Raw genomic sequence first — 24,374 nt, 5'->3', positions numbered from 1 at the left:
GTCCACCGAGCGGGTGGTGATGACGGAGGTGACGACGCCCCAGGGCGTTTCGACATCGACCTCGGAGACGACATCGCCGCGAATGATTTCGCGCACTTTGCCCTTGAACTGGTTGCGTACGTTGATGGCTTGGATGGACATGGTTTTCTCCTTGAAAAGTCCGTGGATGGGAAAAATTAAATGGGGTTCAGACCGCCCAGCGCAGGCCGTGCGCAGGCACGCCGGGCCAAGACACCTCGTGCGCAGACTCCCCTGCGGGCTTTTGCAGCACCCGGTCGAGGATGCGTTTTTCGATGGCGGCAAACGCGGGGTCGCCGTGCGAGCGGGGGCGTGGCAGGTCGATGCGCTGGTCCAGCGCGATCTGGCCGTCTTCGATCAGGATCACGCGGTCGGCCAGGGCCACGGCCTCTTGCACGTCGTGGGTGACCAGCAGCGCGGTAAAGCCGCTGCTGCGCCACAGGCCTTCAATCAGGCGGTGCATTTCTATGCGGGTGAGCGCATCCAGCGCGCCCAGCGGTTCATCCAGCAGCAAGAGGCGCGGGTTGTGCACCAAGGCGCGGGCCAGGGCCACGCGCTGGCGCTGGCCGCCAGAGAGGCGCGCGGGCCATTCGCCGAGCCGATCCCCCAGGCCCACGCGGGCCAGCACATCGGCCGCTGCGCCACGCTGCGCGGGCGGCAGACCCAGGGCCACGTTGTCCTGCACGCGCTTCCAGGGCAGCAGGCGCGAGTCCTGGAACATGATGCGTGTGCTGTCGCTGAGGCCACTCACGCTGTCGCCGTCGATGCGGATGGTGCCACCCGAGACCGATTCCAGCCCCGCCACCAGGCGCAGCAGCGTGCTCTTGCCGCACCCGCTGCGGCCCACGATGGCGACGAACTCGCCGGGCTCGATGACCAGATCGGCCTTGTGGAGCACGCTGCGCGCGCCGTAGCGCTTGTCCACGCCACGCACTTCCAGGCGCACGCCTTGGGGTTGTGGAGATGATGAATTTTTAGTCAAAATGGCCTCCTGCGCTTATCTATCAAGCGCTAGCAGCTATAAAAATGTGAGTAATTAGACACAGGACCTTGCTGAGGGCGTGGCCCCATGCGAGGGGCGCAGAGCAAGGGCCGCCCCGCAGCGAGTGCGTCGTCCCCCTGCCCGCGTAGCGCAGCGAAGCGAGAGCGGGGGGGCTGAGGACTGCGGCTCCAAGCCTGCCTGCGCAGGGTTGGACAGTCCGAAGAGCTGCCGCCTCTGGCGGCTGCACCGAGCGGTCTCGCCTCAGGGGGGTGTCGCTACTGATATCCGGGATGCCAGCGCAGCCAGTAGCGTTCGAGGCCCTTGGCAAACACGTCGGCCAGCTTGCCCAGCAGCGCATACAGCAGGATGCCCACCAGCACGATGTCGGTCTGCAGAAACTCGCGTGCATTCATCGTGAGGTAGCCGATTCCCGCCTGCGCCGAGATGGTTTCGGCCACGATCAGGATCACCCACATCAAACCGAGCGAAAACCGCAGCCCCACCAGGATGCTGGAGAGCGCACCGGGCAGGATGATTTGCCGGTAGAGCTGCCAGCGGCCCAGGCCGTAGGTGCGGCCCATCTCGATCAGGCCCGGGTCCACATTGCGGATGCCGTGGAAGGTGTTGAGGTAGATCGGGAAGAACACCGACACGCTGATGAGGAACAGCTTGGCCGATTCGTCGATGCCGAACCACAGGATCACCAGCGGGATCAGCGCCAACGCAGGGATGTTGCGCACCATCTGGATGGTGGAGTCGAGCAGCGTCTCGAACAGCTTGACCGAGCCGGTAAGCAGGCCCAGCGCCAGTCCCAGGCCGCCGCCAACGGCCAGCCCGGCCAGCGCGCGGCCCGCGCTGACCTGGACGTGGGTCCACAGCTCGCCCGAAGCGGCCAGCGTCCACGCGGCCTTGACGACCTCCAGCGGTGCGGGCAGCACACGGGTAGACAACCAGCCCTGTGACGATGCGATCTGCCACAGCGCGATGAGGCCGATGGGCACAGCCCAGGGCAACAGGCGCTGTGCGACGTTGGCGAGAAAGCGGGCGACGGGTGCGGGCAACAACGGCCCTTCGATGGGCAGGTCCACGGAGTCGGCCACCGGGGATACCTGCAGTTCTCTTGCGGTGTGTGTCATGGAGAGTTCCGGTTCGGGGCAAATCAGCTTTGCGACGCGCGCGGCACAAAGTCGTTGGCCACGGTTTCGCCAAACGGGCCCAGTGGGTTGCCAAACAAGGGGTTGCGGCTGGCCAGTTGGTTGCGCAGCGGCAGGGGCAGCAGCGGGAACACCAGCTCGGCAAACCGATACGCCTCGTCCAGGTGCGGATAGCCCGACAGCACAAAAGTGTCCAGCCCCAGCGCGGCGTATTCCTCGATGCGCGCAGCCACTGTCTGCGGGTCGCCTACCAGGGCCGTGCCCGCGCCACCACGCACCAGGCCTACGCCCGCCCACAGGTTGGGGCTGATCTCCAGATCCTTGCGGCTGCGCTTGGCACCACCAGCGTGCAAGGCGGCCATGCGGCGCTGGCCTTCGGAGTCCATGCGTGCAAACACGGCCTGGGCGCGCACCACGGTGTCGTCGGTTACATGGCTGATGAGTTCTTCGGCAGCGGCCCAGGCCTGCTCATCGGTCTCGCGCACGATGACGTGCAGGCGGATGCCGAAGTTGACGGTGCGGCCGTGTTTGGCGGCGCGGGCGCGCACGTCTGCCACTTTCTTGGCGACTTCAGCCGGTGGCTCGCCCCAGGTCAGGTAGGTCTCGACCTGCTCGGCCGCCAGGTCGTGCGCGGCGTCGGACGAGCCACCAAAGTACACGGGCGGGTGGGGCTGCTGCAGCGGCGGAAAGAGCAGCTTGGCGCCTTTCACCGACAGGTGCTGGCCTTCAAAGTCCAGGCTCTCTCCCCGGTGGCTGCGCGCCAAAATTTCGCGCCAGATGCGGATGAACTCGGCCGATTGCTCGTAGCGCGTGGCGTGGTCCAGAAACACGCCGTCGCCCTCCAGCTCCGCTTGGTCGCCCCCGGTGACCAGGTTGATGAGCAGGCGCCCGCCCGAAAGCCGGTCGAACGTAGCCGCCATGCGCGCGGCCAACGCAGGCTGGTGCAGGCCGGGGCGCACTGCCACCAGAAACTTGAGGTTGCGCGTGACGGGCAGGAGGCTGGCCGCCACCACCCACGGGTCTTCGCACGAGCGGCCGGTGGGGATGAGCACGCCTTCGTAACCCAGGCTGTCGGCCGCCACTGCGACTTGCTTCAAGTAGTCGTGGCTGAGCTGGCGCGCGCCTTTGGCGGTGCCGAGGTAGCGGCTGTCGCCGTGGGTGGGGATGAACCAGAAAATTTTCATGAGTGAGTGCCTCGAAAGGTGAGTGAATGGACCGTGGTATTTCTTTGATGGATTGCCGTGTTTTGAACTCGCCCCGACCGTTCGGGCTGAGCTCGTCGAAGCCCTGCGCAGCGCTTCGACAGGCTCAGCGTGAACGGTTCAGGGGGATTGATGCTCTCCACAATGCATCTCAAGTCAGCGCCGGTGCAGCAGGCCGCCACACGATGTCGGCCACGTTCACGGGTTTGGGAATCAGGCCGAGCTTGAAAAACGCATCGGCCACGCGCTGCTGGTCGGCCACGGTGGCGGGCAAGAGCAGCCCCACGGGAGACGAGGGGCGGCGCTGGATGAACAGGCTCACCACGCCCGCGTCCAGGCCGCTGAAGTCGGCAATGAGCTTGATCGCGTCCTTGCGCGCCTCTTGCGCCAGGCGGTCGGCGCGGCTGAGTTCTTCAAACAGCACGCGCAGCACCTGGGGGTGGGCTTGCACAAACGGGCGGGCCGCCAGGTAGAAGGAGTTGTTGCTGCTGGCAAGATCACGGCCAGTCGCAAGGACTCGGGGTCCGATGGCCAGCTCGGTGGCGGCGTAGAACGGGTCCCAGATGGCCCAGGCGTCCACGCTCTTGCGCTCGAACGCGGCGCGCGCATCGGCCGGGGTCAGGTACACGGGCTGGATGTCGGCCCACTGCAGGCCCGCGCGCTCCACGGCGCGCACCAGTAGGTAGTGGGCGCTGCTGCCCTTTTGCACGGCGATGCGGCGGCCCTTGAGATCGGGCAGCTTGCGCAGGGGCGAATCGTTGAGCACCAGCAGCGCGGAGCTGTCGGGCTTGGGCGGCTCGGCGCCGACGTACAGCTGGTCTTTGCCAGCGGCCTGTGCGAACACGGGCGGCGAGTCGCCGGTCAGGCCAAACTCCAGGCTGCCCACCGACAGGGCTTCGAGCAGCTGCGGCCCGGCCGGGAACTCCAGCCAGCTGATCCGTGTGCCGGGGAAGCGCTTTTCCAGCACGCCCTGCTGCTTGAGGATCACGAGGTTGACGGCGGATTTTTGGTAGCCGATGCGCAGCAGCTCAGGCCCTTGCACAGCGGCGCTTTGCGCGTGGGCATAGCGGCTGGCCAGCGCCCAGCTGAACGCGGTGATGCCCAGCAGTTGCAGTGCGCGGCGGCGCTCGGGGTGGATGGTGGGGTGGGTCATGGCGCGGTGTCCTTTCGTGTTGCAGGTCACAGCAGATCCACCGGCGCGGCATGCAGCAGGTTGAGCTTCTTGGGGATGAGCTTGAGGTCGAAGAAGGTGTCGGCAATCGCCTGCTGCTCGGCCAGGATCTCGCGCGTGACGGGCGCGGTGCCGAAGCGGGCGCGGCTCAGGTACAGGTCGGTGATGGATTTGTCCAGGCCCAGCACGGCCGACAGCTCGGCAGCGGCGGCGTCCTTGTTTTTGGAGGCCCAGGTGTCGATGGCGTTGACTTCTTCGATGGCGATGCGCAGCACGTCGGCGTTCCTGGTGGCGAAGTCGCGCGAGGTGAAGTAGTAGGCGCGGTTGTTCACCACGCCGGTGGCATCGACCAGCAGGCGCGCATCGAGCTGCTTTTGGGCGGCGGCGAGGAAGGGGTCCCAGATGATCCAGGCATCGATCGCGCCGCGTTCAAACGCGGCCCGCGCGTCGGCCGGGGCCAGGAAGATGGATTGCACGTCACCGTATTTCAGGCCGTTCTTCTCCAGCAGCTTGACCAGGAAATACTGCACGTTGGAGCCTTTGTTGTAGGCCACGCGCTTGCCTTTGAGGTCGGCCACGCTGCGAATCGGCGAACCGCTGGGAACGATCACGGCCTCCAATGCGGGGCGCGGCACTGTGGCACCGGCGTAGACCAGCGGGGCACCAGCGGCCTGCGCAAAGATGGGCGGGGCTTCGCCCACGTCGCCGAAGTCGATGGAGCCGACGTTGAGCGCTTCCAGCTGAACGGGGCCTGCATTGAACTCGGTCCAGGTCACCTTTACACCCAGCGGGGCCAGGCGCTTTTCGAGCGTGCCACGGCCCTTGAGGATGGAGAGCCAGCCCTTTTGGTGGCCCACGCGCAGCACGCGGGCCGCGCCAGGGGCCTGGGCCCAGGCGGAGGAAATCGCCCCAGCGGCGGCGGAGGCAGCACTGGCGGCCAGCAGGTGGCGGCGTTGCAGGGAGAAGCGGTTCAGTTCGTTCATGGTGCAGGTTCCAGCAGCAAATCGGGTGAGGGGAGCACGGGGGCTGGCAAAGGCGGAACACCGCCCTGCCCGCGCACCCGGCGCAGCAAATCAAAAAATGGAAATGAAGGGGAAGGAAGGTGGCGCTGGCACTGCGGGCCTGCCGCAGCGCCGGGCCCGCGTCAGACGCTACATCGCACCTGCGAGAAATGCACCGGCGCAAACCGGGTGGCCTGGGCGGGCGACGGGCGCAGGGTTTCGGTCACCAGCACGTTCACCGCATCGTCCAGCCGGGCGGCAATGTCGGCCTGCACGTGGTAGCTGCCCTCGGGCGTCAGCGTGACCTGCGCATCGGTGGCATAGATGCCGGGCAGGATGCTTTTGGCGCCCAGCGACTGGAGCACGGGGCGCAGCGCGTAATCGAGCGCCAGCATGTGGTGCGGGCTGCCGCCCGTGGCCAAGGGCAGCACGGTCTTGCCCTTGAGGGCCGTTTGCGGCAGCAGATCCAGAAACACCTTGAGCACACCGCTGTAGGCCGCCTTGTAGACCGGGGTGGCCACCACCAGCACGCTGGCATCGGCCACCTGGTCGATGGCATGCACCACCGTGGGGTGCCCAAAGTCGGCCAGCAGCAGCGCCTGGGGCGAGAGGTCGCGGATGTGGATGCGGTCCACCAGCGCACCACGCACCGAGAGGCGCTGGGCCACGGCATCCAGCAAGGCGGCGGAGCGGGAACGCTCGGAGGGGCTGCCGGCAATCAACAAGGTGGACATATCTTTCCTCTACTTCTTTTTTGATAGCTTCCAGCGCTTATTGGATAAGCGCTAGAGTCCAATTTCATTCAAAAACACGCGATGACGCCACCCATCCGTTCGGGCTAAGCCTGTCGAAGCCGAGGCGCCCTCTGCGAGCAGCCCTTCGACAGGCTCAGGGCGAACGGTTCATAACCGGCCGATGCCGCATCAGGCCGCGTCGGGGTGAACTCACTTCCTGGAATAGATCTGGTCAAAGCTCGCGTTGTCCGCAAAGTGCTCCTTGGCCGCCTTGTCCCAGCCACCGAACGCGTCGTTGATGGTGAACAGGTTCAGCTTGGGGAACTGCCTGGCGTACTTGGCCTTGGCCTTTGCGGACACGGCGGGGCGATAGAAATGTTTGCCCGCAATGTCCTGGCCTTCTTCGGTGTAGAGGTACTGCAGATAGGCCTCGGCCACGGCACGGGTGCCCTTCTTGTCCACGTTCTTGTCCACCACCGACACGGCGGGTTCGGCCAGGATGGAGATCGAGGGATAGACCACATCCACCTTGCTGCCAAATTCCTTTTCCAGCAGGTAGGCTTCGTTTTCCCAGCTGATGAACACATCGCCCTGGTTGCGCTGCGCAAAGGTCACCGAAGAGCCCCGCGCACCCGTGTCCAGCACCGGCACGTTGGCGTAGAGCCGGGCCACAAACTCCTTGGCCTGGGCTTCACCCCCGTATTTGCGCTTGGCAAACTCCCAGGCGGCCAGGTAGTTCCAGCGCGCGCCGCCCGAGGTCTTGGGGTTGGGCGTGATCACCTTCACGTCGGCGCGCACCAGGTCGTCCCAATCCTTGATGCCCTTCGGATTGCCCTGGCGCACCACCAGCACGATGGTGCTGGTGTAGGGCGAACTGTTGTGCGGCAGGCGCTTTTGCCAGTCTTTCGGGATCCAGCCGCCATTGGCGTGCAGCGCATCGGTGTCGCCCGCTAGTGCCAGCGTGGCCACATCGGCCTCCAGCCCGTCGATGATGGAGCGCGCCTGCTTGCCCGAGCCGCCGTGGCTTTGCTTGATGGTCACGTCCTGGCCGGTCTTGGCCTTCCAGTGCTTGGCAAAGGCCTGGTTGAACTCCACGTACAACTCGCGCGTGGGGTCGTACGAGACATTGAGCAGCGTCACAGACTGCGCAAACGACGGCAATGCCGTCAGGGCCAAACTGCCGATGAGGGCGGCGGCAAGGGGAAACTTGATAAAGTCACGGCGAAAGTTCATGGAAGGGCCTCTTTGGTGAATGTGTTGCGGTGCGAAACACCGATGGAACGCATTCTGGAAGCCGCCTCTTAAAACTGGAACTACTGAGATTTCAGTTCTTTATACCTAAATCATCTGAGCACCTCGTCTGCTCGCCACCCACACAAGGAAACACCCATGGCACGCACCATTCAATGCATCAAGCTCGGCAAGGAAGCCGAAGGCCTCGACTTTCCGCCCTACCCCGGCGAGCTGGGCAAGCGCATCTGGGAAAGCGTGAGCAAGGAAGCCTGGGCCGACTGGCTCAAACACCAGACCATGCTGGTCAATGAAAACCGCCTGAACCTGGCCGATGCGCGCGCCCGCCAGTACCTGGCACGCCAGATGGAAAACCACTTTTTTGGTGGCGGCGCAGACGCCGCGGCGGGCTACGTCCCGCCCAGCGCGTAACGGAGCGACGCGAAGTGCAGCGCTGCAAAAAGTGGTTTTGCCAAAACCATTTCTTTGGCGGTGGCGCAGACGCCGCGGCGGGATACGTCCCGCCCAGTGCGTAACGTAGTGAAGCACTGCGAGAAATGGTTTCGCCAAAACCACTTTTTTGGCAGCGGCGCAGACGCTGCGGCGGGCTGCGCCCCGCCCAGCGCGTGACGCAGCGCAACACACCCCGGAGCGGTTCGCGGTAAAAACCGCCTTCCCTTTGCAACAAGGCCGGCGCCACGCCGGCCTTCTGCCGTTCCCATGACTGAACCCATTGACTGGCTGCCGGACGGCACCCCCTACAGCCCCCGCTTCGGCGACCGCTACCACAGCGAAAACGGCGGCCTCACCCAGGCCCGCCGGGTTTTTCTGCACGGCTGCGGCCTGCCCGAGGCCTGGGCGGGGCAGCCGCAATGGCGCATTCTGGAAACCGGGTTTGGCTTTGGCCTGAACTTCCTGGTGACCTGGGCCGCCTGGCGGGCCGACCCGGCGCGGCCCACGCTGCTGCACTTCGTATCGACCGAAGCCTGGCCTGTGAGTGCAGCCGACCTGCTGCGCGCCACCTCAGTCCACCCCGAGCTGGCGCCGCTGGCTGAGGCATTGCACCGCCAGTGGTGGGGCCTGCTGCCGGGCGTGCACCGCCTGCGTTTTGATGACGGCCGGGTGCTGCTCACCCTGTATGTGGGCGACACCCAGGCCATGCTGCGACAGCAGAACCTGACGGTGGACTCCATCTACCTCGACGGCTTCAGCCCCCAGCGCAACCCCGAGAGCTGGGACCTGCACACTCTGAAAGCCGTGGCGCGCTCTTGCCGGCGCGGTACGCAACTCGCCACCTGGACCATCGCACGCGCCGTGCGCGATACCCTGGCGCAATGCGGCTTTGACGTGACCCGCGTGCCCGGCGTGCCGCCCAAGCGCGACAACCTGCACGCCACCTACAACCCGCGCTGGGAGCCCCGCACCTCGCGCCAGCCTGGGGTGACACCGGAGCCGTCTCTGCCCGGCCCCTGCATCGTGATCGGTGGTGGCATTGCAGGTGCCGCCGCCGCCGCCAGCCTGGCCCGACGCGGCTGGCAAGTCACGGTGCTAGACCAGGCCGCCGAACCTGCGGCCGGTGCATCCGCCCTGCCCGCCGGGGTGTTCGCGCCCCATGTGTCGCCCGACGACAGTGTGCTGTCGCGCCTGTCGCGCAGCGGTGTGCGGACCACGCTGCAGCAGGCCACCTGGGTGCTGAAGAAAGACATCGACTGGTCGCCCTGCGGGGTGCTGGAGCACCGCACCGATGGCACACCTGGCCTGGCACCTGACTGGATGGACGGGCCCGGCGCCGACTGGAGCCAGCCTGCACCCCCCGCTCGGCTGGCCCAGGCAGGTTTGCCCAGCGATGCCGCTGCATGCTGGCACCACCAGGCGGGCTGGCTGCGCCCTGCCCGGCTCGCGTCGGCCCTGCTGGCGCAGCCGGGCATCCAGTGGCGAGGCGATTGCCGCGTGGCTGCGCTACGGCGCACAAAGCCCACGGAGGGCGACGGCAGCACACCCGGCCCTGTCTGGCAGGTGCTGGACCCCCAAGGCAACTTGATGGCTGAAGCACCCCTGGTCATCATCGCTGCGGGCGCAGGCAGCCTGGAGTTGCTGAACCCCCGCTGGCCGCTGCAGCCCGTGCGCGGGCAGGTGTCGTGGGGCACACGCCCGTCTGTGGCCGCCCCGCTGGCGCCGTTCCCGGCCAACGGGCACGGCAATCTGGTTCCGGCGTTTCCGCTGGAAGACGGCCCGGCTGGACACATGGCCTGGGTGATGGGCTCGACCTTCGAGCGGGATGTCGCCACCCTGCCCCCGTCCGAGGCCGATGTCGAGGCAGCCCATACCGCCAACTGGGCCAAGCTGCAATCGCTGCTGCCGCAGGCGGCGTCGCAGCTGCAGGCAACATTTGCCGCACAACCCCGGGCCTGGGCGGCCGTGCGCTGCACCGCACCGGACCGGCTGCCCATCGTGGGCCCGGTCGATGCCGCGCAACTGCCCGGCCTGTGGGTGAGCACTGCCATGGGCGCCAGGGGGCTGACGCTCGCAGTTTTGTGCGGCGAACTGCTGGCTGCGCGCCTGCAGGGCGAGCCCCTGCCACTGGACGCCAGGCTGGCCAAAGCACTGGGCACCGAGCGCCTTTAGCGGTTTGGCGCCAGCGCGGCGGCAGTCGCCCCACAGTGCCGCTACCGGCCAAAAGCCCGCGCCGCGCCTTGCTTATACGCAAATTGGCATATTGGAAGAGCAAAACAATAGTTTGCATCCATAAGCGCGCCACCTACATTCGCAGCCATGCATGAATTGGCGTTTGTTTTTGCGGGCTTTGCGGTGGGGCTGATCGTCGGCCTCACCGGCGTGGGCGGTGGCTCGCTGATGACGCCGGTGCTGATCTTCTTCTTTGGCGTGAAGCCCCACCTGGCCATTGGCACCGACCTGCTGTTTGCGGCCTTCACCAAGATGGGAGGCACCGTCAGCATGGCGCGCCAGCGCCTCGTGCCCTGGCGCGTGGTGGGCCAGCTGTGCGCGGGCAGCATTCCGGCGGCGCTGCTGTCACTGTGGGCGCTCAAGACGCTGGGCCCCGCCAGTGGCGAGGCCCAGCGCATCATGACCACCACGCTCGGCTTTGCATTGCTGCTCACCGCTGGTGCCACGCTCTACAAGGTGGTGGCGTTCTCCCGACAACGCCAGGCCGCCGACCACGCCAGGCGTCAGCAACTGCCAGCGCTGGCCACCCGGCCTCGCCACTGGGCGCTGCCCGTGCTGCTGGGTGCGGTGATCGGCACGCTGGTCACTTTCACCTCCGTGGGTGCAGGCGCCATCGGCGTCACCGTGCTGCTGCTTGTGTACCCCCTGCTGCCGCTGCCGCGCGTCATTGGCGCGGACATCGCCTACGCGGTGCCATTAACCCTGGTCGCAGGGTTGGGCCATGCGTCGCTGGGCTCGGTGGACTGGGGATTGCTTGCACAATTGCTGGCTGGCTCGCTGCCGGGGATCTGGATAGGGTCCCGCCTGGTCACCCGCACGCCCGAACGGCTGATCCGCTCTGCACTGTCCGTCCTGCTCGCCTGGGCAGGCTTCAAATTGATTCTGATCTAGGAACCCTCAGGTTCCCTCCCCACGATGTACCAATACACCGACTTTGACCGCCAATTCATCCGCCTGCGCGCCGAGCAGTTCCGCGACCAACTCGAACGCTGGCAGGCGGGCAAACTGCCTGAAGAGCACTTTCGCCCGCTGCGCCTGCAAAACGGCTGGTACATCCAGCGCTACGCGCCCATGCTGCGCGTGGCTGTGCCCTACGGCGAGCTCTCCAGCGCCCAGCTGCGTGTGCTGGCCCAGGTGGCCCGCGAATACGACCGGCCCGACCCCGCCCTGCTGGCCGAGGCCCAGGCCACGCAGGAAAAGCTGGGCGAAATCCCGCTGGCCGATGGTCGCCGCATCGGCACACGGCTGAAGTACGGTTACGGCCACTTCACCACGCGCACCAACGTGCAGTACAACTGGATTCCGCTGGCGAAGGCCGCCGACGTGATGGACCTTTTGGCCACCGTGCAGTTGCACGGCATCCAGACCAGCGGCAACTGCATTCGCAACATCAACAGCGACGCGCTGGCCGGCATTGCAGCCGACGAGATTGCCGACCCCCGGCCGTTTTGCGAAATCCTGCGCCAGTGGAGCACGCTGCACCCCGAGTTCTCGTTCCTGCCCCGCAAGTTCAAGATCTCGATCAACGGCGCGCGCGAAGACCGCGCCGCTTTGGGCTGGTACGACGTGGGCCTGCAACTGGTGAAGAACGACGCGGGCGAGCTGGGCTTCAAGGTGCGCGTGGGCGGCGGCATGGGCCGCACGCCCACCATCAGCCCGGTGCTGCGCGAGTTCCTGCCGTGGAACCAGCTCATGAACTACCTGGAGGCCGTGATCCGCGTCTACAACCGCTACGGCCGCCGCGACAACAGCTGGAAGGCGCGCATCAAGATTCTGGTGAAGGCCGAAGGCCAAGCCTACATCGACCAGGTGAATGAAGAATTCCGCCAGATCGTCGAGGACGAAGGCGGCCCGCACACCATCACCCAGGCCGAGTACGACCGCGTGGCCGCGAACTTCCGCGAGCCCGACCTGGATCTCTCGCCCGCCAATGCCGAGGCGGAAACGCTGGAGCTGCTGCGCACCGCCGCCAGCGAAGACCGCGACTTCGGCCGCTGGCTCTCCAGCAACGTGCTGCCGCACCGCCACCCGCAACTGCGCGCCGTGATGCTGTCGTTCAAGCGCCTGGGCTATGCGCCGGGCGACGCCACGGCCGAGCAGATGGAAGCCGCTGCCGCGTTGGCCGACCGCTTCTCGGGCGGCGAAGCCCGCGTGACGCACGAACAAAACCTGCTGCTTCCCTGGGTGCGCCGCGACCAGCTGCCCGCGCTGTACCAGGCCGCCAAGGCGCTGGGCCTGGCCAAGCCCAATATCGGCCTGCTGACCGACATGATTGCCTGCCCCGGCGGCGACTTCTGCTCGCTGGCCAACGCGCGCAGCCTGCCGATTGCCGAAGCCATCACCGAGCGCTACCAGGACCTGGACGAGCTGTGGGACCTGGGCGAGATCGACCTGCACATCAGCGGCTGCATCAACAGCTGCGGCCACCACCACAGCGGCCACATCGGCATCCTGGGCGTGGATAAAGATGGCAAGGAGTGGTACCAGATCACGCTGGGCGGGGCCGACGGCTCCAACCTGTCGGGCCCCGCCACGCCGGGCAAGATCATCGGCCCCTCGTTCAGCGCATCGGAAGTGCCGGGCGTCATCGAAGCCCTGCTGGCCACCTACCGCACCGAGCGCCAGCCGCTGGCCGATGACGCGCAAGGCCCGCGCTACGAGAACTTCATCGACACCGTGCGCCGCGTGGGCCTTGAGCCCTTCAAGACCGCAGCCAACGCAGCCCGCCGACCCGCGGAAACCGAAACCGCCTGAGGGTTTATCACTATGAAAATAATAGCTGCTCACGAGCACCAGCCAAGCCCTGCGGGCATGAAAGTCATTGAACTGCCCAACGACGCCAACCCGTTCGATCTGGACCTGGCGGGCGTGGACCGCATTGACCTGCAGTTCCCCAAGTTCACCGACGGCCGGGCCTTCAGCCAGGCCCGCCTGCTGCGCGGCCGCCTGAAGTTTGCGGGCGAATTGCGCGCCACCGGCGAGGTGCTGATCGACCAGCTGGTGCAGATGGCCCGCTGCGGATTTGACGTGGCCGTGCTGCGCGAAGGCCTGGACATGGCCGATGCCCAGCGCCAGTTTGACCGCTTCAAGGGCTTCTACCAAGGCGACGTGACGCACCCGCTCCCCCACTTTCGTGAGGCCGCCTGATGAACACCCGAGACCCCCTCGCCACAAGCCCGCTGGATCTGGCCACCGTCAACGCCGACCTGGGCCGCAACGCGCCCGCCCTGGTGCAATGGGCCCTGGGCCTGGGCAAGACCAGCATCGTCACCACCAACTTTCGCCCCTTCGAAGCCGTGATCCTGCACATGGTCACGCAGGTGAATCCTGAAGTGCCCGTGGTGTGGATGGACAACGGCTACAACACCGAAGCCACCTACCGCTTTGCCGACGAGGTGACCAAGCAACTCGGCCTGAAGCTGAAGATCTACCTGCCCCTGCGCTCGCGCGCCCACCGCGAAGCCGTGGACGGCCCCACGCCCGCGCTGGATGACCCACGCCACGCTGCCTTCACCGCCGAGGTGAAGCTGGAGCCCTTTGCCCGCGCCCTGCGCGAGACCGCGCCCGAGGTCTGGTTCACCGCGCTGCGCGCCACTGACACTGCCGTGCGCGCGCAGATGGACCCGGTGAGCATCAACCCCGACGGGCTCATCAAGGTGGCGCCGCTGCTGCACTGGTCGTCCAAAGACCTGCACGAATACTGCGTGAAGCACGGCCTGCCCAACAATTTTGATTACGTGGACCCGACCAAGGGCGAAGACAACCGCGAGTGCGGCTTGCATCTGGCCCACTGAACCTGGACACCGCCATGAACGCCCGCACCGACTCAGCGCTGCTTGAGAAAACCAACAACATGAGCTACCACCTCAACAACTCGCACCTCGACGCTTTGGAGGAAGAAACCATCTTCATCCTGCGCGAAGTCGCCGCCGCCTTCGAGCGCCCCGCCCTGCTGTTCTCGGGCGGCAAGGATTCACTGGTGATGCTCAAGTGCGCGGAAAAGGCTTTTGGCACCAAGGCCAGCGGTGGCGGCATTCCCTACCCGCTGCTCATGATCGACACGGGCCACAACTTCCCTGAAGTGACGGACTTCCGCGACTTCCGGGCGAAGGAGCTGGGTGCCGAACTCATCGTGCGCAGCGTGGAGGATTCGATGGCGCGCGGCACCGTGCGCCTGGCGCACCCCGGCGAATCGCGCAACGTGCACCAGTCCGTCACGCTGCTTGAGGCAATTGAAGAGTTCCGCTTTGACGCGCTGATCGGCGGTGCCCGCCGCGACGAAGAAAAGGCGCGCGCCAAGGAGCGCATCTTCAGCCACCGTGACAGCTTTGGCCAATGGCAGCCCAAGGCCCAGCGCCCCGAGCTGTGGACGCTGTTCAACACCCGCCTGCAGCCCGGCGAGCACTTCCGCGTGTTCCCCATCAGCAACTGGACCGAGCTCGATGTGTGGCAATACATCGACCGCGAGCAGATCGGCCTGCCCAGCATCTACTACACGCACAAACGGCAGGTGGTGGACAAGAAGGGCCTGCTGATGCCCGTGACCGAGCTGACTCCACCCCGCGAAGGCGATGTGGTGGAAACACGCGACGTACGCTTTCGCACCGTGGGCGACATCACCTGCACCGCACCGGTGGAAAGCACCGCCGCCACGCCAGCCGAGATCGTCATTGAGACCCTGGCCGCCGACGTGAGCGAGCGCGGCGCGACGCGCATGGACGACAAGACCAGCGATGCGTCGATGGAAAAGCGCAAGAAAGATGGGTACTTCTGATGACCACTACCAATTCGATAGCTGCCAGCGCTTATACAGCAAGCGCTGGAGCCCAAAATGACCATATTTCCGCCCTCAAGTTCATCACCTGCGGCAGCGTGGATGACGGCAAGAGCACGCTGATCGGCCGCCTGCTGGTGGACAGCAAGGCCGTGCTGCAGGACCACCTGGCCGGCGTGCAGCGCCAGGGCGAGACCGACCTGGCGCTCCTGACCGACGGCCTCTCTGCCGAGCGCGAGCAGGGCATCACCATCGACGTCGCCTACCGCTACTTCGCCACCGAAGAGCGCAAGTTCATCATTGGCGACGCGCCCGGCCACGAGCAGTACACCCGCAACATGGTGACGGCCGCCAGCAGCGCCGACGCCGCCGTGGTGCTGGTGGACGCCACCAAGCTCGACTGGAAGAACGCCCAGCTCGCCCTGCTGCCGCAAACGCGCCGCCACAGCCTGCTGGTGCACCTGCTGCGCGTGCATTCGCTGGTGTTCGCCGTGAACAAGCTGGACGCGGTGGAAGACCCCGCGATGGCGTGGAAGCACATCCAGGGCGCGCTCCAGGCGTTTGCGCAGGCCGCTGGCATTGCTGTGCGTGCCACGGTGCCCGTTTCGGCACTCAAAGGCTGGAACGTGGTGGACGCCCACGCCGGCTGGTGCGGCTATGAGGGTCCTACCCTGCTGCAGGTGCTGGAAGAACTGCCCAACACCCCCGCCGACACGGCGCTGGCGCCAGCCTTCCCGGTGCAGTGGGTCGAGAAGTTCTCGTCCTCGTCCGACACCAGCCAGGGCCGCCGCGTCTTCTGGGGCCGCGTGGCTGCAGGCAGCTTTGCGCCCGGCACCGCCGTACAGATCTTCCCCAGCGGCCAGCTCGCCACCGTGGCCCAGGTGCTGGACCACGCACGCCGCCCCAAGGACGTGCCCGCAGGCACCAGCGCCGGCATCATCCTGGACCGCGAAGTCGATGTGTCGCGCGGCGACTGGATTTTGGCAGCGCCCACGGCAGCCGCAGCCCCGGCCGCCGAGGACGACTTTGGCGACACCCCCGCTGCCACCGCGGCCTGGCCCGCCAGCCGCGAGCTGCGCACCACCATCGCCTGGATGGACGACGAGCCCCTGGTCGCGGGCCGCGTGTACTGGGCGCTTCACGGCCACCGCTGGATCAAGGCCAAGGTGAAAGCCGTGGTGCACAGGCTCAACATCAACACGCTGGCCGAAGAGGCCGCCACGCAGCTCGACCCCAACGCCATCGGCCATGTTCAACTCGTGCTGCAAGAGGCCATTCCCGCCGCGCCGTTCAACCAGGCCCGCGTGCTGGGTTCGCTGATCCTGGTGGACACGGCCAGCCACAAGACGGCCGGCGCCGTGCTGGTCAACTGATCTGGATCAGCGCACGCCGCCCCCACATCCCTCCCGCGAGAAGGGCCCTGTAACCAAAGGTCGGTGAAAGCCTTAAAATCGAGGGTTTTCACCGACCCACACAACTCCTGTCATGACCCACGTCGTTTCCGAAAACTGCATCAAGTGCAAGTACACCGATTGTGTGGACGTGTGCCCCGTGGACTGCTTCCGCGAAGGCCCGAACATGCTCGTCATCGATCCCGATGAGTGCATCGATTGCGCCGTCTGCATCCCCGAGTGCCCGGCCAACGCCATCTTTGCCGAAGAAGACCTGCCGGCCGACCAGATCGCCTTCATCAAGCTCAACGCCGACCTGGCCTTTGCCGACGGCTGGAAGAGCATCACCAAGCGCAAGCCCGCGCTGCCCGACGCCGACGAGTGGAACGGCAAGCCGGGCAAGGTCAACGAACTGATCAAGTGACCCACCGACCCCAACCGTTCGGGCTGAGCTTGTCGAAGCCTTGCGCCGCGCTTCGACAGGCTCAGCAGGAACGGTTTGTGTCGATCCAGGGCAACGTGGCGCCTGGCGCTGCTACCCAGGCGTGACGGCCATGATTCAAGAAACCGACGCCGTCGTCATCGGCGCGGGGCCCGTGGGCCTGTTCCAGGTCTTCCAGCTGGGCCTGCAAGGCATCACCGCCCACCTGATCGACGCCCTGCCCCATGCGGGTGGCCAGTGTGTCGAGCTGTACGGCGACAAACCCATCTACGACATCCCGGGCATCCCGGTGTGCACCGGGCGCGAGCTGGCCGGTTTGCTGCTTCAGCAGATTGCGCCGTTCAAGACCCAGTGGCACCTGAACGCGCTGGTGTCCGCACTCACCGTGCAGACCGATGGGCGCCTGCTGGTCGAAACCTCGCAAGGTGCACAGCTGCTGGCCCGCAGCGTATTCATTGCCGCCGGCGTGGGCGCCTTTGTGCCGCGCACGCTCAAGGTGGACGGCATCGAGCGGTTTGTGGGCAACCAGGTCCACTACCAACACCTGCCCGCGACTGCGGATGTGGCGGGGCGCCACGTCGTCGTGCACGGCGGCGACGAGCCCGCCGTGGCCCGCGCCGTGGATCTGGCCGAGCAGGGCCAGGCCGCCCGCGTGAGCCTGCTGCACCGCCGCGACGTCTTCCAGGCACCGGATGCCCTGCTGCAGCGCATGCAGCAACTGCGCGATGCGGGCCGCATCCACGTCGAGGCCGCACAGATCACCGGCATCGAAACCACGGGTGAACAGCTGACCGCCCTGCAGATGGTGGACGCCGATGGCAGCAGCCGCGCCCTGGCGCTCGACCTGCTGGTGGCTGTGCTGGGCATCTCGCCCCGCCTCGGGCCCATTGCGGACTGGGGCTTGGCCATGGACCGCAAGCAACTGGTGGTGGATACCGAGGCCTTTCGCACCAGCGTGCCCGGCATCTACGCCGTGGGCGACATCAACACCTACCCCGGCAAACGCAAACTCATCCTGTGCGGATTTCACGAAGCCACGCTGGCCGCCTTTGGCGCGGCCGAGGCACTCAAGGGCGACAAGGTGGCCCTGCAATACACCACCACCAGCCCGCGCCTGCACCAGCTGCTGGGTGTGTCGCCCGCCGCCGCTGCGGCCTGACCGGGCACGCAGCCACGCCACTACAATCCGCAGCGCACTGCTTTTGCAAGTGCTACCGCTAGGGGTGTCGAAGCGGGTTTGCCCACTTCGACTGAGAGAGTCCCTTTGAACCTGATTGAGATCATCCTCGCGCAGGGAAGCAAGTTCGCCACATTGCGACTCTGAACACGTCAGGGCGCACCGGCGGGCCGCCCCTGCTCTGTATCTGCTTACGGAGCCATTCCATGTCCTCATCGCCCGCCGCGCCCTCCCACAACGAAGCGCTGGCCCCCGTCTCCCCCGACCGCCGCGTCTTCCAGTGGCATGACCACGCCTCGCTCTGGTTCAGCCTGGGCGTGGGCCTGCTGGTCATGCAGGTGGGCGCGTACCTGATGCCCGCATTGGGCACCAAAGAGGCACTCATCGCCATCGTGGCCGGCTCCATCGTGGGCGCGGGCCTGCTGGGCTGGGTGGCCAAGCTGGGCTGCGACAGCGGGCTGGCGAGCGCGGGCCTGATGCACGCGGTGTATGGCCGCACCTTTGCCAGCCTGCCCATCATCCTGAACATCGTGCAGCTGGTGGGCTGGGGCACTTTCGAGCTGGTGGTGATGCGCGATGCCACCGTGGCCATTGGTCAGCAGTCGGGCAGCATGGCCGGTGCGCACTGGCAGGTAGCGGCCACGCTGCTGTGGGGCGGCGTGGTAATGCTGCTCATCAGCGGCTCGATGGTGCAGCTGGTGCGCAAGGTGATTGCGCGCGTGGCGCTGCCGCTGGTGGTGCTGTCGCTGCTGTGGCTGTCGTGGCAGTTCTTGTCACTGGCGCAGGCCCAGGGGTTTGATGCGCTGTGGAACCGCCAGGGCGCGGGTGGCATGGGCGTGTTCCCTGCGCTGGATCTGGTGATTGCCATGCCCATCTCCTGGCTGCCGCTGGTAGCCGACTATGCGCGCCACGGCAGGAACGGCGGCTCCGCATTGCGTGGCACCTGGCTCGGCTATGCGCTGGCCAACATGTGGTGCTACACGCTGGGTGTGCTGGTAGCGCTGACCTTGCCCAGCAAGGATCTGGTGCAGGCGCTGCTGCTGGCCCAGGGCGGGCTGATCGCGCTGTCGCTGATCCTGATCGACGAGGTGGACAACGCCTATGGCGACACCTATTCGGGCGCCGTGTCGGCCCACAGCCTGATGCCGCGCTGGAGCGTGCGTGCCTGGGGCCTGGTGGTGGCTGCGGTGTGTACCGGCCTCGCACTGGCGCTGCCCATGCACAGCCTGGAGCCGTTCCTGCTGCTGCTGAGTTCGGTGTTTGTGCCGCTGTTCGGCGTAATCCTCGGGCGCCTCGCATTTGGCGCGCCCACGCAGGCGCTGCTGAACGGCGCGCGTGGCGTGCACGCAGTGCCGGTGGCGATCTGGATCGGCGGGATCGCGTGCTTTCATCTGCTGCCCCGCCTGCTGCCGCAAGCGGGCTCGTCGCTTCCCACGCTGGCTTTGTGCTTCGCTCTGGCGTTCCTCACGCGTCCGCAGATTGCTACCAAATAGATAGCATTTTCCGCTTGATGGGCAAGGTTTTCAAGCCATTTATGGTTACAAATGGCGCGCTACAAGCGCCAGGCGCTCCGATTTAAATAGCGATACGAGCGAAACGGGCTGGAACTTTGCAGGATAGCGTGGGCTCTGCCCAGACTCATTCTGTAACGCCATGTCTACTGGAAGGAGTACCTGCCCCGTGTCTTACGACCTGCCCCGACTTACCCACGCCCTGTTTTGCACGCTGCTGGGCGCCGCCATCGTGCTGCCCGCCACTGCGCAGGTCAACAATGGCTTCGTGAGTATCAGTAGCGATAGCGTCAACGTTCGAACGCAGCCCACCACGCGCTCGGACACCGCGTGGGAGCTGAGCAAAGGCTACCCGCTCCAGGTCGAGCAGCGGCGCGGCAAATGGCTCAAGGTGCGCGACCACGAAGAGTCGCTGGGCTGGGTCTTCGCGCCGCTGACGGCCAAGACACCGCACCGCGTGGTGACCGTGCACACGGCCAACCTGCGCGCGGGCCCCGGCCGGCGCCATCGGGTGATCGGCAAGCTGGACCAGCACGAGGTGGTACGCACCGTGGGCAGCCAGGGCGAGTGGGCCCGCGTGAAACGCGACGGCGGCCAGCGCGGTTGGGTTGCCAAACGGCTTACTTGGGGCTGGTAAACACCAGTTGCGCCACGGGCGCATAGCCGTGGTTGAGCGGGCCGTGACCACGGCCGGTGGTCACATCAGCCCCTGCAGCAATGGCGCCCAGGATGTAGGCCCGCGCGCGCTCCACCGCCTGCTGCAAGGGCAGGCCCTGCGCCAGGTGTGCAGCAATGGCCGACGACAGGGTGCAGCCGGTGCCGTGCCCGTTGGGCGTGGCAATGCGTGCGGACTCCAGCCGCTGCCGCACGCCGCTGCGGGTGGCCAGCACGTCCACCACCCAGTCTCCGGGCAGGTGGCCGCCCTTGAGCAGCGCCGCACGTGCACCCAGCGCGCACAGGGCCTGCGCGGCTTCGTCCAGCGTTTCCACGCCCTTGATGCTGCGCCCCAGCAGCCAGCCGGCCTCGTCTAGGTTGGGGGTGATGATCTCGGCCAGCGGAAACAGCTCCTGCACCAGCACGCTCACGGTTTCTGCAGCGATGAGCCGGTCTCCACTGGTGGCGACCATCACGGGGTCGAGCACCACATGGGGCAGTTGGTAGGTGCGGATGGCATCGGCCACCACACGCACCACCTCGGGCGAATGCAGCATGCCGATCTTGACCGCATCCACACCAATGTCCTGCACCACAGCGTCGATCTGGGCCTTGAGCATTTCGGGCGGAATGCCGTGGATGCCCGTCACGCCACAGGTGTTCTGCGCCGTGATGGCCGTGATGGCCGTCATGCCGTAGCAGCCCAGGGCGGCAAAGGTCTTGAGGTCGGCCTGGATGCCCGCGCCGCCGCCGCTGTCAGAACCTGCGATGGAGAGCACACGCACATAGCGGCGTGTAGAAGGCAGAGGCGGCGTGGAGGACGGCGGGATCAAAGAAGTCATGGCAAAAATTATGGCCTATGCGCTAGCGCAAAAAGAGCGTTGCGGGCTTGTGCTGTAATTGATTTTTCCGGACGAAACAGGGGTGTCCCGCCATTTTGGTGTGCGACTGAGAAATACCCTGGGGCTACCGCGCACACAGTTGCATGGCCCCGCTACCCGATCCAGGTCATGCTGGCGTGGGGAGTTTCCTTTCAAGCGGCACAGCCCCGTTTTGTCCCCATGCACCTTGCTCGCGCCTCGCCTGCAGCACACGGACAGACCATAACGACTATGCCACTGCCACCCTCCTCATTTGCCATCCTGGGCGCAGGCCTCATGGGCCGCCTGCTGGCGGTCGAGCTGGCCCGCCAGGGCCACCGCGTGGACATCCACGACGCGGGCAGCCCGGCTGCAGAAGGCTCGGCCGCCATGGTGGCCGCCGCCATGCTGGCGCCCCTGGCCGAATCAGCCATCACCGAACCTGGCGTGGTGCGCATGGGCCACCATGCCCTCACCCGCTGGCCGCAGCTGCTGGCGCCGCTGGCCGAGCCTGTGTTCTTCCAGCAGGCGGGCACGCTGATCGTGTGGCACCGGCAGGACGCGGCCGAAGCCCAGCGCCTGACGCGCCAGCTGGAGGCCAACCAGCACACCGTGCCCGAGCTGCCCCGCCTGCAAAAGCTGGGCAGCGAGGCCCTGGCTGAGGCCGAGCCCACGCTGGCGCACCGCTTTGTCCAGGGCCTGTACCTGCCCGGCGAAGGCCAGCTCGACAACCGACAGCTGCTAGCCGCCCTGGTGGTGGAAATGCAGCGGCTGTCGGTGCGCACGCACTGGCACAGCCCGCAATCGCCCGACACCTTCACCCCCGGCGCCCCCGGCCAGCCCGACTGGGTGCTGGACTGCCGGGGCCTGGGCGCCAGGGGCCAGTGGAGCGCACTGCGCGGCGTGCGCGGCGAGGTGGTGCGCATCCACGCGCCGGATGTCACGCTGCAGCGCCCGACACGGCTGGTGCACCCGCGCTACCCCATCTACATCGCGCCCAAGGAGGACCACCTTTTCGTGATTGGCGCGACCGAGATCGAATCGGACGACCTCTCGCCCGCCAGCGTGCGGTCCACGCTGGAACTGCTCTCAGCCGCCTACGCCGTGCACCCCGGCTTTGCAGAGGGCCGCATCCTGGAGCTGGCCACGCAGTGCCGCCCCACGCTGCCCGACAACCTGCCCGCCATCCGCCAGCCGCGCCCGGGTGTGCTGGAGATCAACGGCCTGTACCGCCACGGTTTCATGATCGCCCCAGCGATGCTGGATGTGACCCTGGAAGTGCTGAACACGGGACAATCGCAGCTTTCGCAACGTTTTGACCTCGCGCTGGACCTGGCCCCCACACCTGCGCCCGCCACCCGCGCTGATACCGCCCTCGCATGAACATCACCATCAACCAGACCCCGCACGAGCTGCCCGACGGTGCCACCGTGTCCGACGCCGTGGCCGCCATCGATGCACACCCGCCCTTTGCGGTGGCCGTGAACACCACCTTCGTGCCCAACACCGGCTACGCCGCCCGCACGCTGCAGCCCGGCGACCGCGTGGAAATCATCTCGCCCGTGACCGGGGGTTGATCCCGCACCCAAGATTTGAATAAAAATGGCCTCCAGCGCTTATCTATAAAGCGCCAACAGCTATCAAAACAATAGTGAATCCATGACCACTCCAACGCCACAAGACCCGCTGGTGCTGTACGGCCAGACCTTTGCCAGCCGCCTGCTGCTGGGCACCTCGCGCTACCCCTCGCCCGCCGTGCTCGAAGCCGCCGTGCTCCGCGCCCGGCCCGCCATGGTCACCGCGTCATTGCGCCGCCAGGGCAGCAACCCGGCCGAAAGCGGCAGCAGCTTCTGGGAGCTGCTGCGCAAGCTCAACGTGCCCGTGCTGCCCAACACCGCCGGCTGCCACAGCGCGCAAGAGGCCATCACCACCGCCCAGATGGCGCGCGAGGTGTTCAACACCCCGTGGATCAAGCTGGAGCTGATTGGCGACGACTACACCCTGCAGCCCGACACCCTGAACCTGGTGGGTGTGGCCGAGCATCTCATCAAGGAAGGCTTTCAGGTGCTGCCCTACTGCACCGAAGACCTGGTGCTGTGCCAGCGCCTGGTGGACGTGGGCTGCCAGGCCGTTATGCCCTGGGCCGCGCCCATCGGCACCGGGCGCGGCCCAGTCAACCCCTATGCCCTGCAGACGCTGCGCGAGCGCCTGAACGTGCCCATGCTGGTGGACGCGGGCCTGGGCCTGCCGTCCCACGCCTGCCAGGTGATGGAATGGGGCTATGACGGCGTGCTGCTGAACACGGCCGTTGCATTGGCGCAAGACCCGGTGGCCATGGCCGGTGCGTTTGCCGATGCCGTGAGCGGCGGGCGCGCAGCCCGCCTGGCCGGTGCCATGGCCGCACAAGACGCCGCCCAGCCCAGCACACCCGTGCTGGGCACCCCTTTCTGGCACCACGCCCATGCATGACACCACCGCCCTGGCGCACGCCATCCTGAGCCACCACGCCGCCACCTTTGCGGGTTTTGCACCCGAGCCGGTGCCTGCCCCCACCTCGCAGGAGCCCGTCTACCTGGCCGCGCTGCAAGCCTGCAGTCAGCTGGGTTTCATCGCCCACGATGCCGAATGCCTGGCCCGCGCCTGGCAGACCCGCGCCCTGCGCACCGGCGTGGCACAGCCCGAGACGTGGCCCGACGCCCCTGAGGACTTCGGGCTGCAGCCACTGCCGCGCGCCCACCAGTTTGCGCCCTGCCCCCATCACCTGGGCCTCTACGCCGTGCTGCCCGATGCCGCCTGGGTGGGCCGCATGGCCCGCGCGGGGGTGCCCACGGTGCAGCTGCGCTTCAAGTCCGACGACCCGGTCGCCATCGATCGCGAAGTGCGCTCGGCCGTGTCGGCCGTGCAGGGCACGGGCGCGCTGCTGTTCATCAACGATCACTGGCGCGCGGCCATCGACGCCGGTGCCTATGGCGTACATCTGGGCCAGGAAGACCTGGACGCACTGAGTGCTCCCGAGCTTCAGGCGTTGCACTGTTCGGGCCTGCGCCTGGGCGTCAGCACCCACGGTTATGCCGAAATGGTGCGCGCGGACGCGGTGGGTCCGAGCTACGTCGCCATGGGTGCGGTGTTTCCGACCACGCTGAAAAAAATGGCCACGGCCCCGCAAGGTGTGGGGCGGCTCGGGGTGTATGCGCGGCTGATGCGCCACTACCCCCAGGTGGCGATTGGCGGCATCGGCGCCGAGCAGTTTGGGCAGGTGCTGGCCACCGGCGTGGGATCGGTGGCGGTGGTGCGCGCCATCGTGAACGCGCCAGATGCAGAGGTCGCCGCAGCGCAGCTGATGCAGGGCCTGAAGGCAGGCGGTATGCCCCACGAAACCTGACAAGAG

At 66.7% G+C, this 24,374-nt stretch carries 25 protein-coding genes and 2 riboswitches; of the genes, 16 read left to right on the top strand and 9 right to left on the bottom strand.

Annotation, left to right across the window (positions count from 1 at the left end):
• The 8 genes from KYG_RS07215 to KYG_RS07180 form a co-directional block, all read right to left on the bottom strand.
• A partial coding sequence (locus KYG_RS07215) for a TOBE domain-containing protein (protein WP_008904197.1) occupies positions 1-141 on the bottom strand: 141 nt, incomplete at its 3' end.
• 46 nt (positions 142-187) lie between these two features.
• Complete coding sequence (locus tag KYG_RS07210) at positions 188-1,000, bottom strand: ATP-binding cassette domain-containing protein (RefSeq protein WP_034693574.1); 813 nt, start codon at positions 998-1,000, stop codon at positions 188-190.
• A 275-nt stretch (positions 1,001-1,275) separates the two neighbouring features.
• Positions 1,276-2,136 carry an aliphatic sulfonate ABC transporter permease SsuC gene (gene ssuC, locus KYG_RS07205; RefSeq protein ID WP_034693571.1) on the bottom strand — a complete coding sequence of 287 codons (861 nt, stop codon included), beginning with the start codon at positions 2,134-2,136 and terminating at the stop codon, positions 1,276-1,278.
• A 23-nt stretch (positions 2,137-2,159) separates the two neighbouring features.
• On the bottom strand, positions 2,160-3,338 hold the full coding sequence (gene ssuD, locus KYG_RS07200) for an FMNH2-dependent alkanesulfonate monooxygenase (RefSeq protein WP_008904194.1): 1,179 nt from the start codon (positions 3,336-3,338) through the stop codon (positions 2,160-2,162).
• A gap of 169 nt (positions 3,339-3,507) precedes the next feature.
• Positions 3,508-4,509 carry a sulfonate ABC transporter substrate-binding protein gene (locus tag KYG_RS07195; protein ID WP_008904193.1) on the bottom strand — a complete coding sequence of 334 codons (1,002 nt, stop codon included), beginning with the start codon at positions 4,507-4,509 and terminating at the stop codon, positions 3,508-3,510.
• A 26-nt stretch (positions 4,510-4,535) separates the two neighbouring features.
• A complete protein-coding gene (locus KYG_RS07190) occupies positions 4,536-5,510 on the bottom strand; it encodes a sulfonate ABC transporter substrate-binding protein (protein ID WP_008904192.1) in 975 nt (324 codons plus the stop codon).
• 161 nt (positions 5,511-5,671) lie between these two features.
• Positions 5,672-6,262 carry an NADPH-dependent FMN reductase gene (gene ssuE / locus KYG_RS07185; protein ID WP_008904191.1) on the bottom strand — a complete coding sequence of 197 codons (591 nt, stop codon included), beginning with the start codon at positions 6,260-6,262 and terminating at the stop codon, positions 5,672-5,674.
• A 210-nt stretch (positions 6,263-6,472) separates the two neighbouring features.
• Positions 6,473-7,495, bottom strand: a complete 1,023-nt coding sequence (locus tag KYG_RS07180) for a sulfate ABC transporter substrate-binding protein (protein ID WP_008904190.1) — start codon at positions 7,493-7,495, stop codon at positions 6,473-6,475.
• 156 nt (positions 7,496-7,651) lie between these two features.
• Between KYG_RS07180 and KYG_RS07175 the strand changes: the two genes are divergently transcribed.
• The 12 genes from KYG_RS07175 to KYG_RS07120 all read left to right on the top strand — a co-directional run bounded on the left by KYG_RS07175 (position 7,652) and on the right by KYG_RS07120 (position 20,109).
• On the top strand, positions 7,652-7,924 hold the full coding sequence (locus KYG_RS07175) for an oxidative damage protection protein (RefSeq protein WP_008904189.1): 273 nt from the start codon (positions 7,652-7,654) through the stop codon (positions 7,922-7,924).
• A gap of 288 nt (positions 7,925-8,212) precedes the next feature.
• Entirely contained in the window at positions 8,213-10,117 is a 1,905-nt protein-coding gene (gene mnmC / locus KYG_RS07170) for an FAD-dependent 5-carboxymethylaminomethyl-2-thiouridine(34) oxidoreductase MnmC (protein ID WP_008904188.1), read from the top strand.
• 147 nt (positions 10,118-10,264) lie between these two features.
• A complete protein-coding gene (locus KYG_RS07165) occupies positions 10,265-11,068 on the top strand; it encodes a sulfite exporter TauE/SafE family protein (RefSeq protein ID WP_008904187.1) in 804 nt (267 codons plus the stop codon).
• A gap of 24 nt (positions 11,069-11,092) precedes the next feature.
• On the top strand, positions 11,093-12,931 hold the full coding sequence (locus KYG_RS07160; protein WP_008904186.1) for a nitrite/sulfite reductase: 1,839 nt from the start codon (positions 11,093-11,095) through the stop codon (positions 12,929-12,931).
• 12 nt (positions 12,932-12,943) lie between these two features.
• The gene (locus tag KYG_RS07155; RefSeq protein ID WP_034693566.1) at positions 12,944-13,324 is read left to right on the top strand and encodes a DUF934 domain-containing protein; all 381 of its coding nucleotides are present in this window, start codon (positions 12,944-12,946) and stop codon (positions 13,322-13,324) included.
• A complete protein-coding gene (locus KYG_RS07150; protein WP_008904184.1) occupies positions 13,324-13,971 on the top strand; it encodes a phosphoadenosine phosphosulfate reductase family protein in 648 nt (215 codons plus the stop codon). Before KYG_RS07155 ends, KYG_RS07150 begins: the two co-directional genes overlap by 1 nt.
• Positions 13,972-13,985: 14 nt before the next feature.
• Entirely contained in the window at positions 13,986-14,951 is a 966-nt protein-coding gene (gene cysD / locus KYG_RS07145; protein ID WP_008904183.1) for a sulfate adenylyltransferase subunit CysD, read from the top strand.
• Positions 14,951-16,324 (top strand): sulfate adenylyltransferase subunit 1, encoded by a 1,374-nt coding sequence (locus tag KYG_RS07140; protein ID WP_008904182.1) that lies wholly within the window; start codon positions 14,951-14,953, stop codon positions 16,322-16,324. Before cysD ends, KYG_RS07140 begins: the two co-directional genes overlap by 1 nt.
• 112 nt (positions 16,325-16,436) lie before the next feature.
• Entirely contained in the window at positions 16,437-16,766 is a 330-nt protein-coding gene (fdxA, locus tag KYG_RS07135) for a ferredoxin FdxA (RefSeq protein ID WP_008904181.1), read from the top strand.
• A 130-nt stretch (positions 16,767-16,896) separates the two neighbouring features.
• Positions 16,897-17,943: an NAD(P)/FAD-dependent oxidoreductase gene (locus KYG_RS07130; protein WP_008904180.1), complete on the top strand. Its 1,047-nt coding sequence runs from the start codon at positions 16,897-16,899 to the stop codon at positions 17,941-17,943.
• 50 nt (positions 17,944-17,993) lie between these two features.
• Positions 17,994-18,098, top strand: a riboswitch (TPP riboswitch).
• Positions 18,099-18,167: 69 nt separating this feature from the next.
• Positions 18,168-19,454, top strand: a complete 1,287-nt coding sequence (locus KYG_RS07125; RefSeq protein WP_008904179.1) for a cytosine permease — start codon at positions 18,168-18,170, stop codon at positions 19,452-19,454.
• Positions 19,455-19,641: 187 nt separating this feature from the next.
• Entirely contained in the window at positions 19,642-20,109 is a 468-nt protein-coding gene (locus KYG_RS07120) for an SH3 domain-containing protein (RefSeq protein ID WP_008904178.1), read from the top strand.
• On the opposite strand, the gene thiD is transcribed toward KYG_RS07120, so the two are convergent.
• On the bottom strand, positions 20,093-20,968 hold the full coding sequence (gene thiD, locus KYG_RS07115) for a bifunctional hydroxymethylpyrimidine kinase/phosphomethylpyrimidine kinase (RefSeq protein WP_050813805.1): 876 nt from the start codon (positions 20,966-20,968) through the stop codon (positions 20,093-20,095). The two genes, KYG_RS07120 and thiD, sit on opposite strands and share 17 nt — an antisense overlap.
• A 68-nt stretch (positions 20,969-21,036) precedes the next feature.
• Positions 21,037-21,168: riboswitch (TPP riboswitch) on the top strand.
• 70 nt (positions 21,169-21,238) lie between these two features.
• Here thiD and KYG_RS07110 point away from each other — a divergent pair.
• The 4 genes from KYG_RS07110 (at position 21,239) to KYG_RS07095 (ending at position 24,368) form a co-directional block, all read left to right on the top strand.
• Entirely contained in the window at positions 21,239-22,369 is a 1,131-nt protein-coding gene (locus KYG_RS07110) for an FAD-dependent oxidoreductase (protein WP_008904176.1), read from the top strand.
• Positions 22,366-22,563: a sulfur carrier protein ThiS gene (thiS, locus tag KYG_RS07105; protein ID WP_008904175.1), complete on the top strand. Its 198-nt coding sequence runs from the start codon at positions 22,366-22,368 to the stop codon at positions 22,561-22,563. The genes KYG_RS07110 and thiS overlap by 4 nt, the downstream gene beginning before the upstream one ends.
• An 82-nt stretch (positions 22,564-22,645) precedes the next feature.
• On the top strand, positions 22,646-23,455 hold the full coding sequence (locus tag KYG_RS07100) for a thiazole synthase (protein ID WP_008904174.1): 810 nt from the start codon (positions 22,646-22,648) through the stop codon (positions 23,453-23,455).
• Positions 23,448-24,368 carry a thiamine phosphate synthase gene (locus KYG_RS07095; RefSeq protein ID WP_008904173.1) on the top strand — a complete coding sequence of 307 codons (921 nt, stop codon included), beginning with the start codon at positions 23,448-23,450 and terminating at the stop codon, positions 24,366-24,368. Before KYG_RS07100 ends, KYG_RS07095 begins: the two co-directional genes overlap by 8 nt.
• Positions 24,369-24,374 lie beyond the last annotated feature (6 nt).

Origin of the sequence: Acidovorax sp. NO-1 (assembly GCF_000238595.1) — a bacterium.
In the GTDB taxonomy this organism is placed as follows: domain Bacteria; phylum Pseudomonadota; class Gammaproteobacteria; order Burkholderiales; family Burkholderiaceae_C; genus Acidovorax.
Note: the sequence above shows the minus strand (reverse complement) of the source record. Positions and strands in the feature narration are given on the sequence as shown.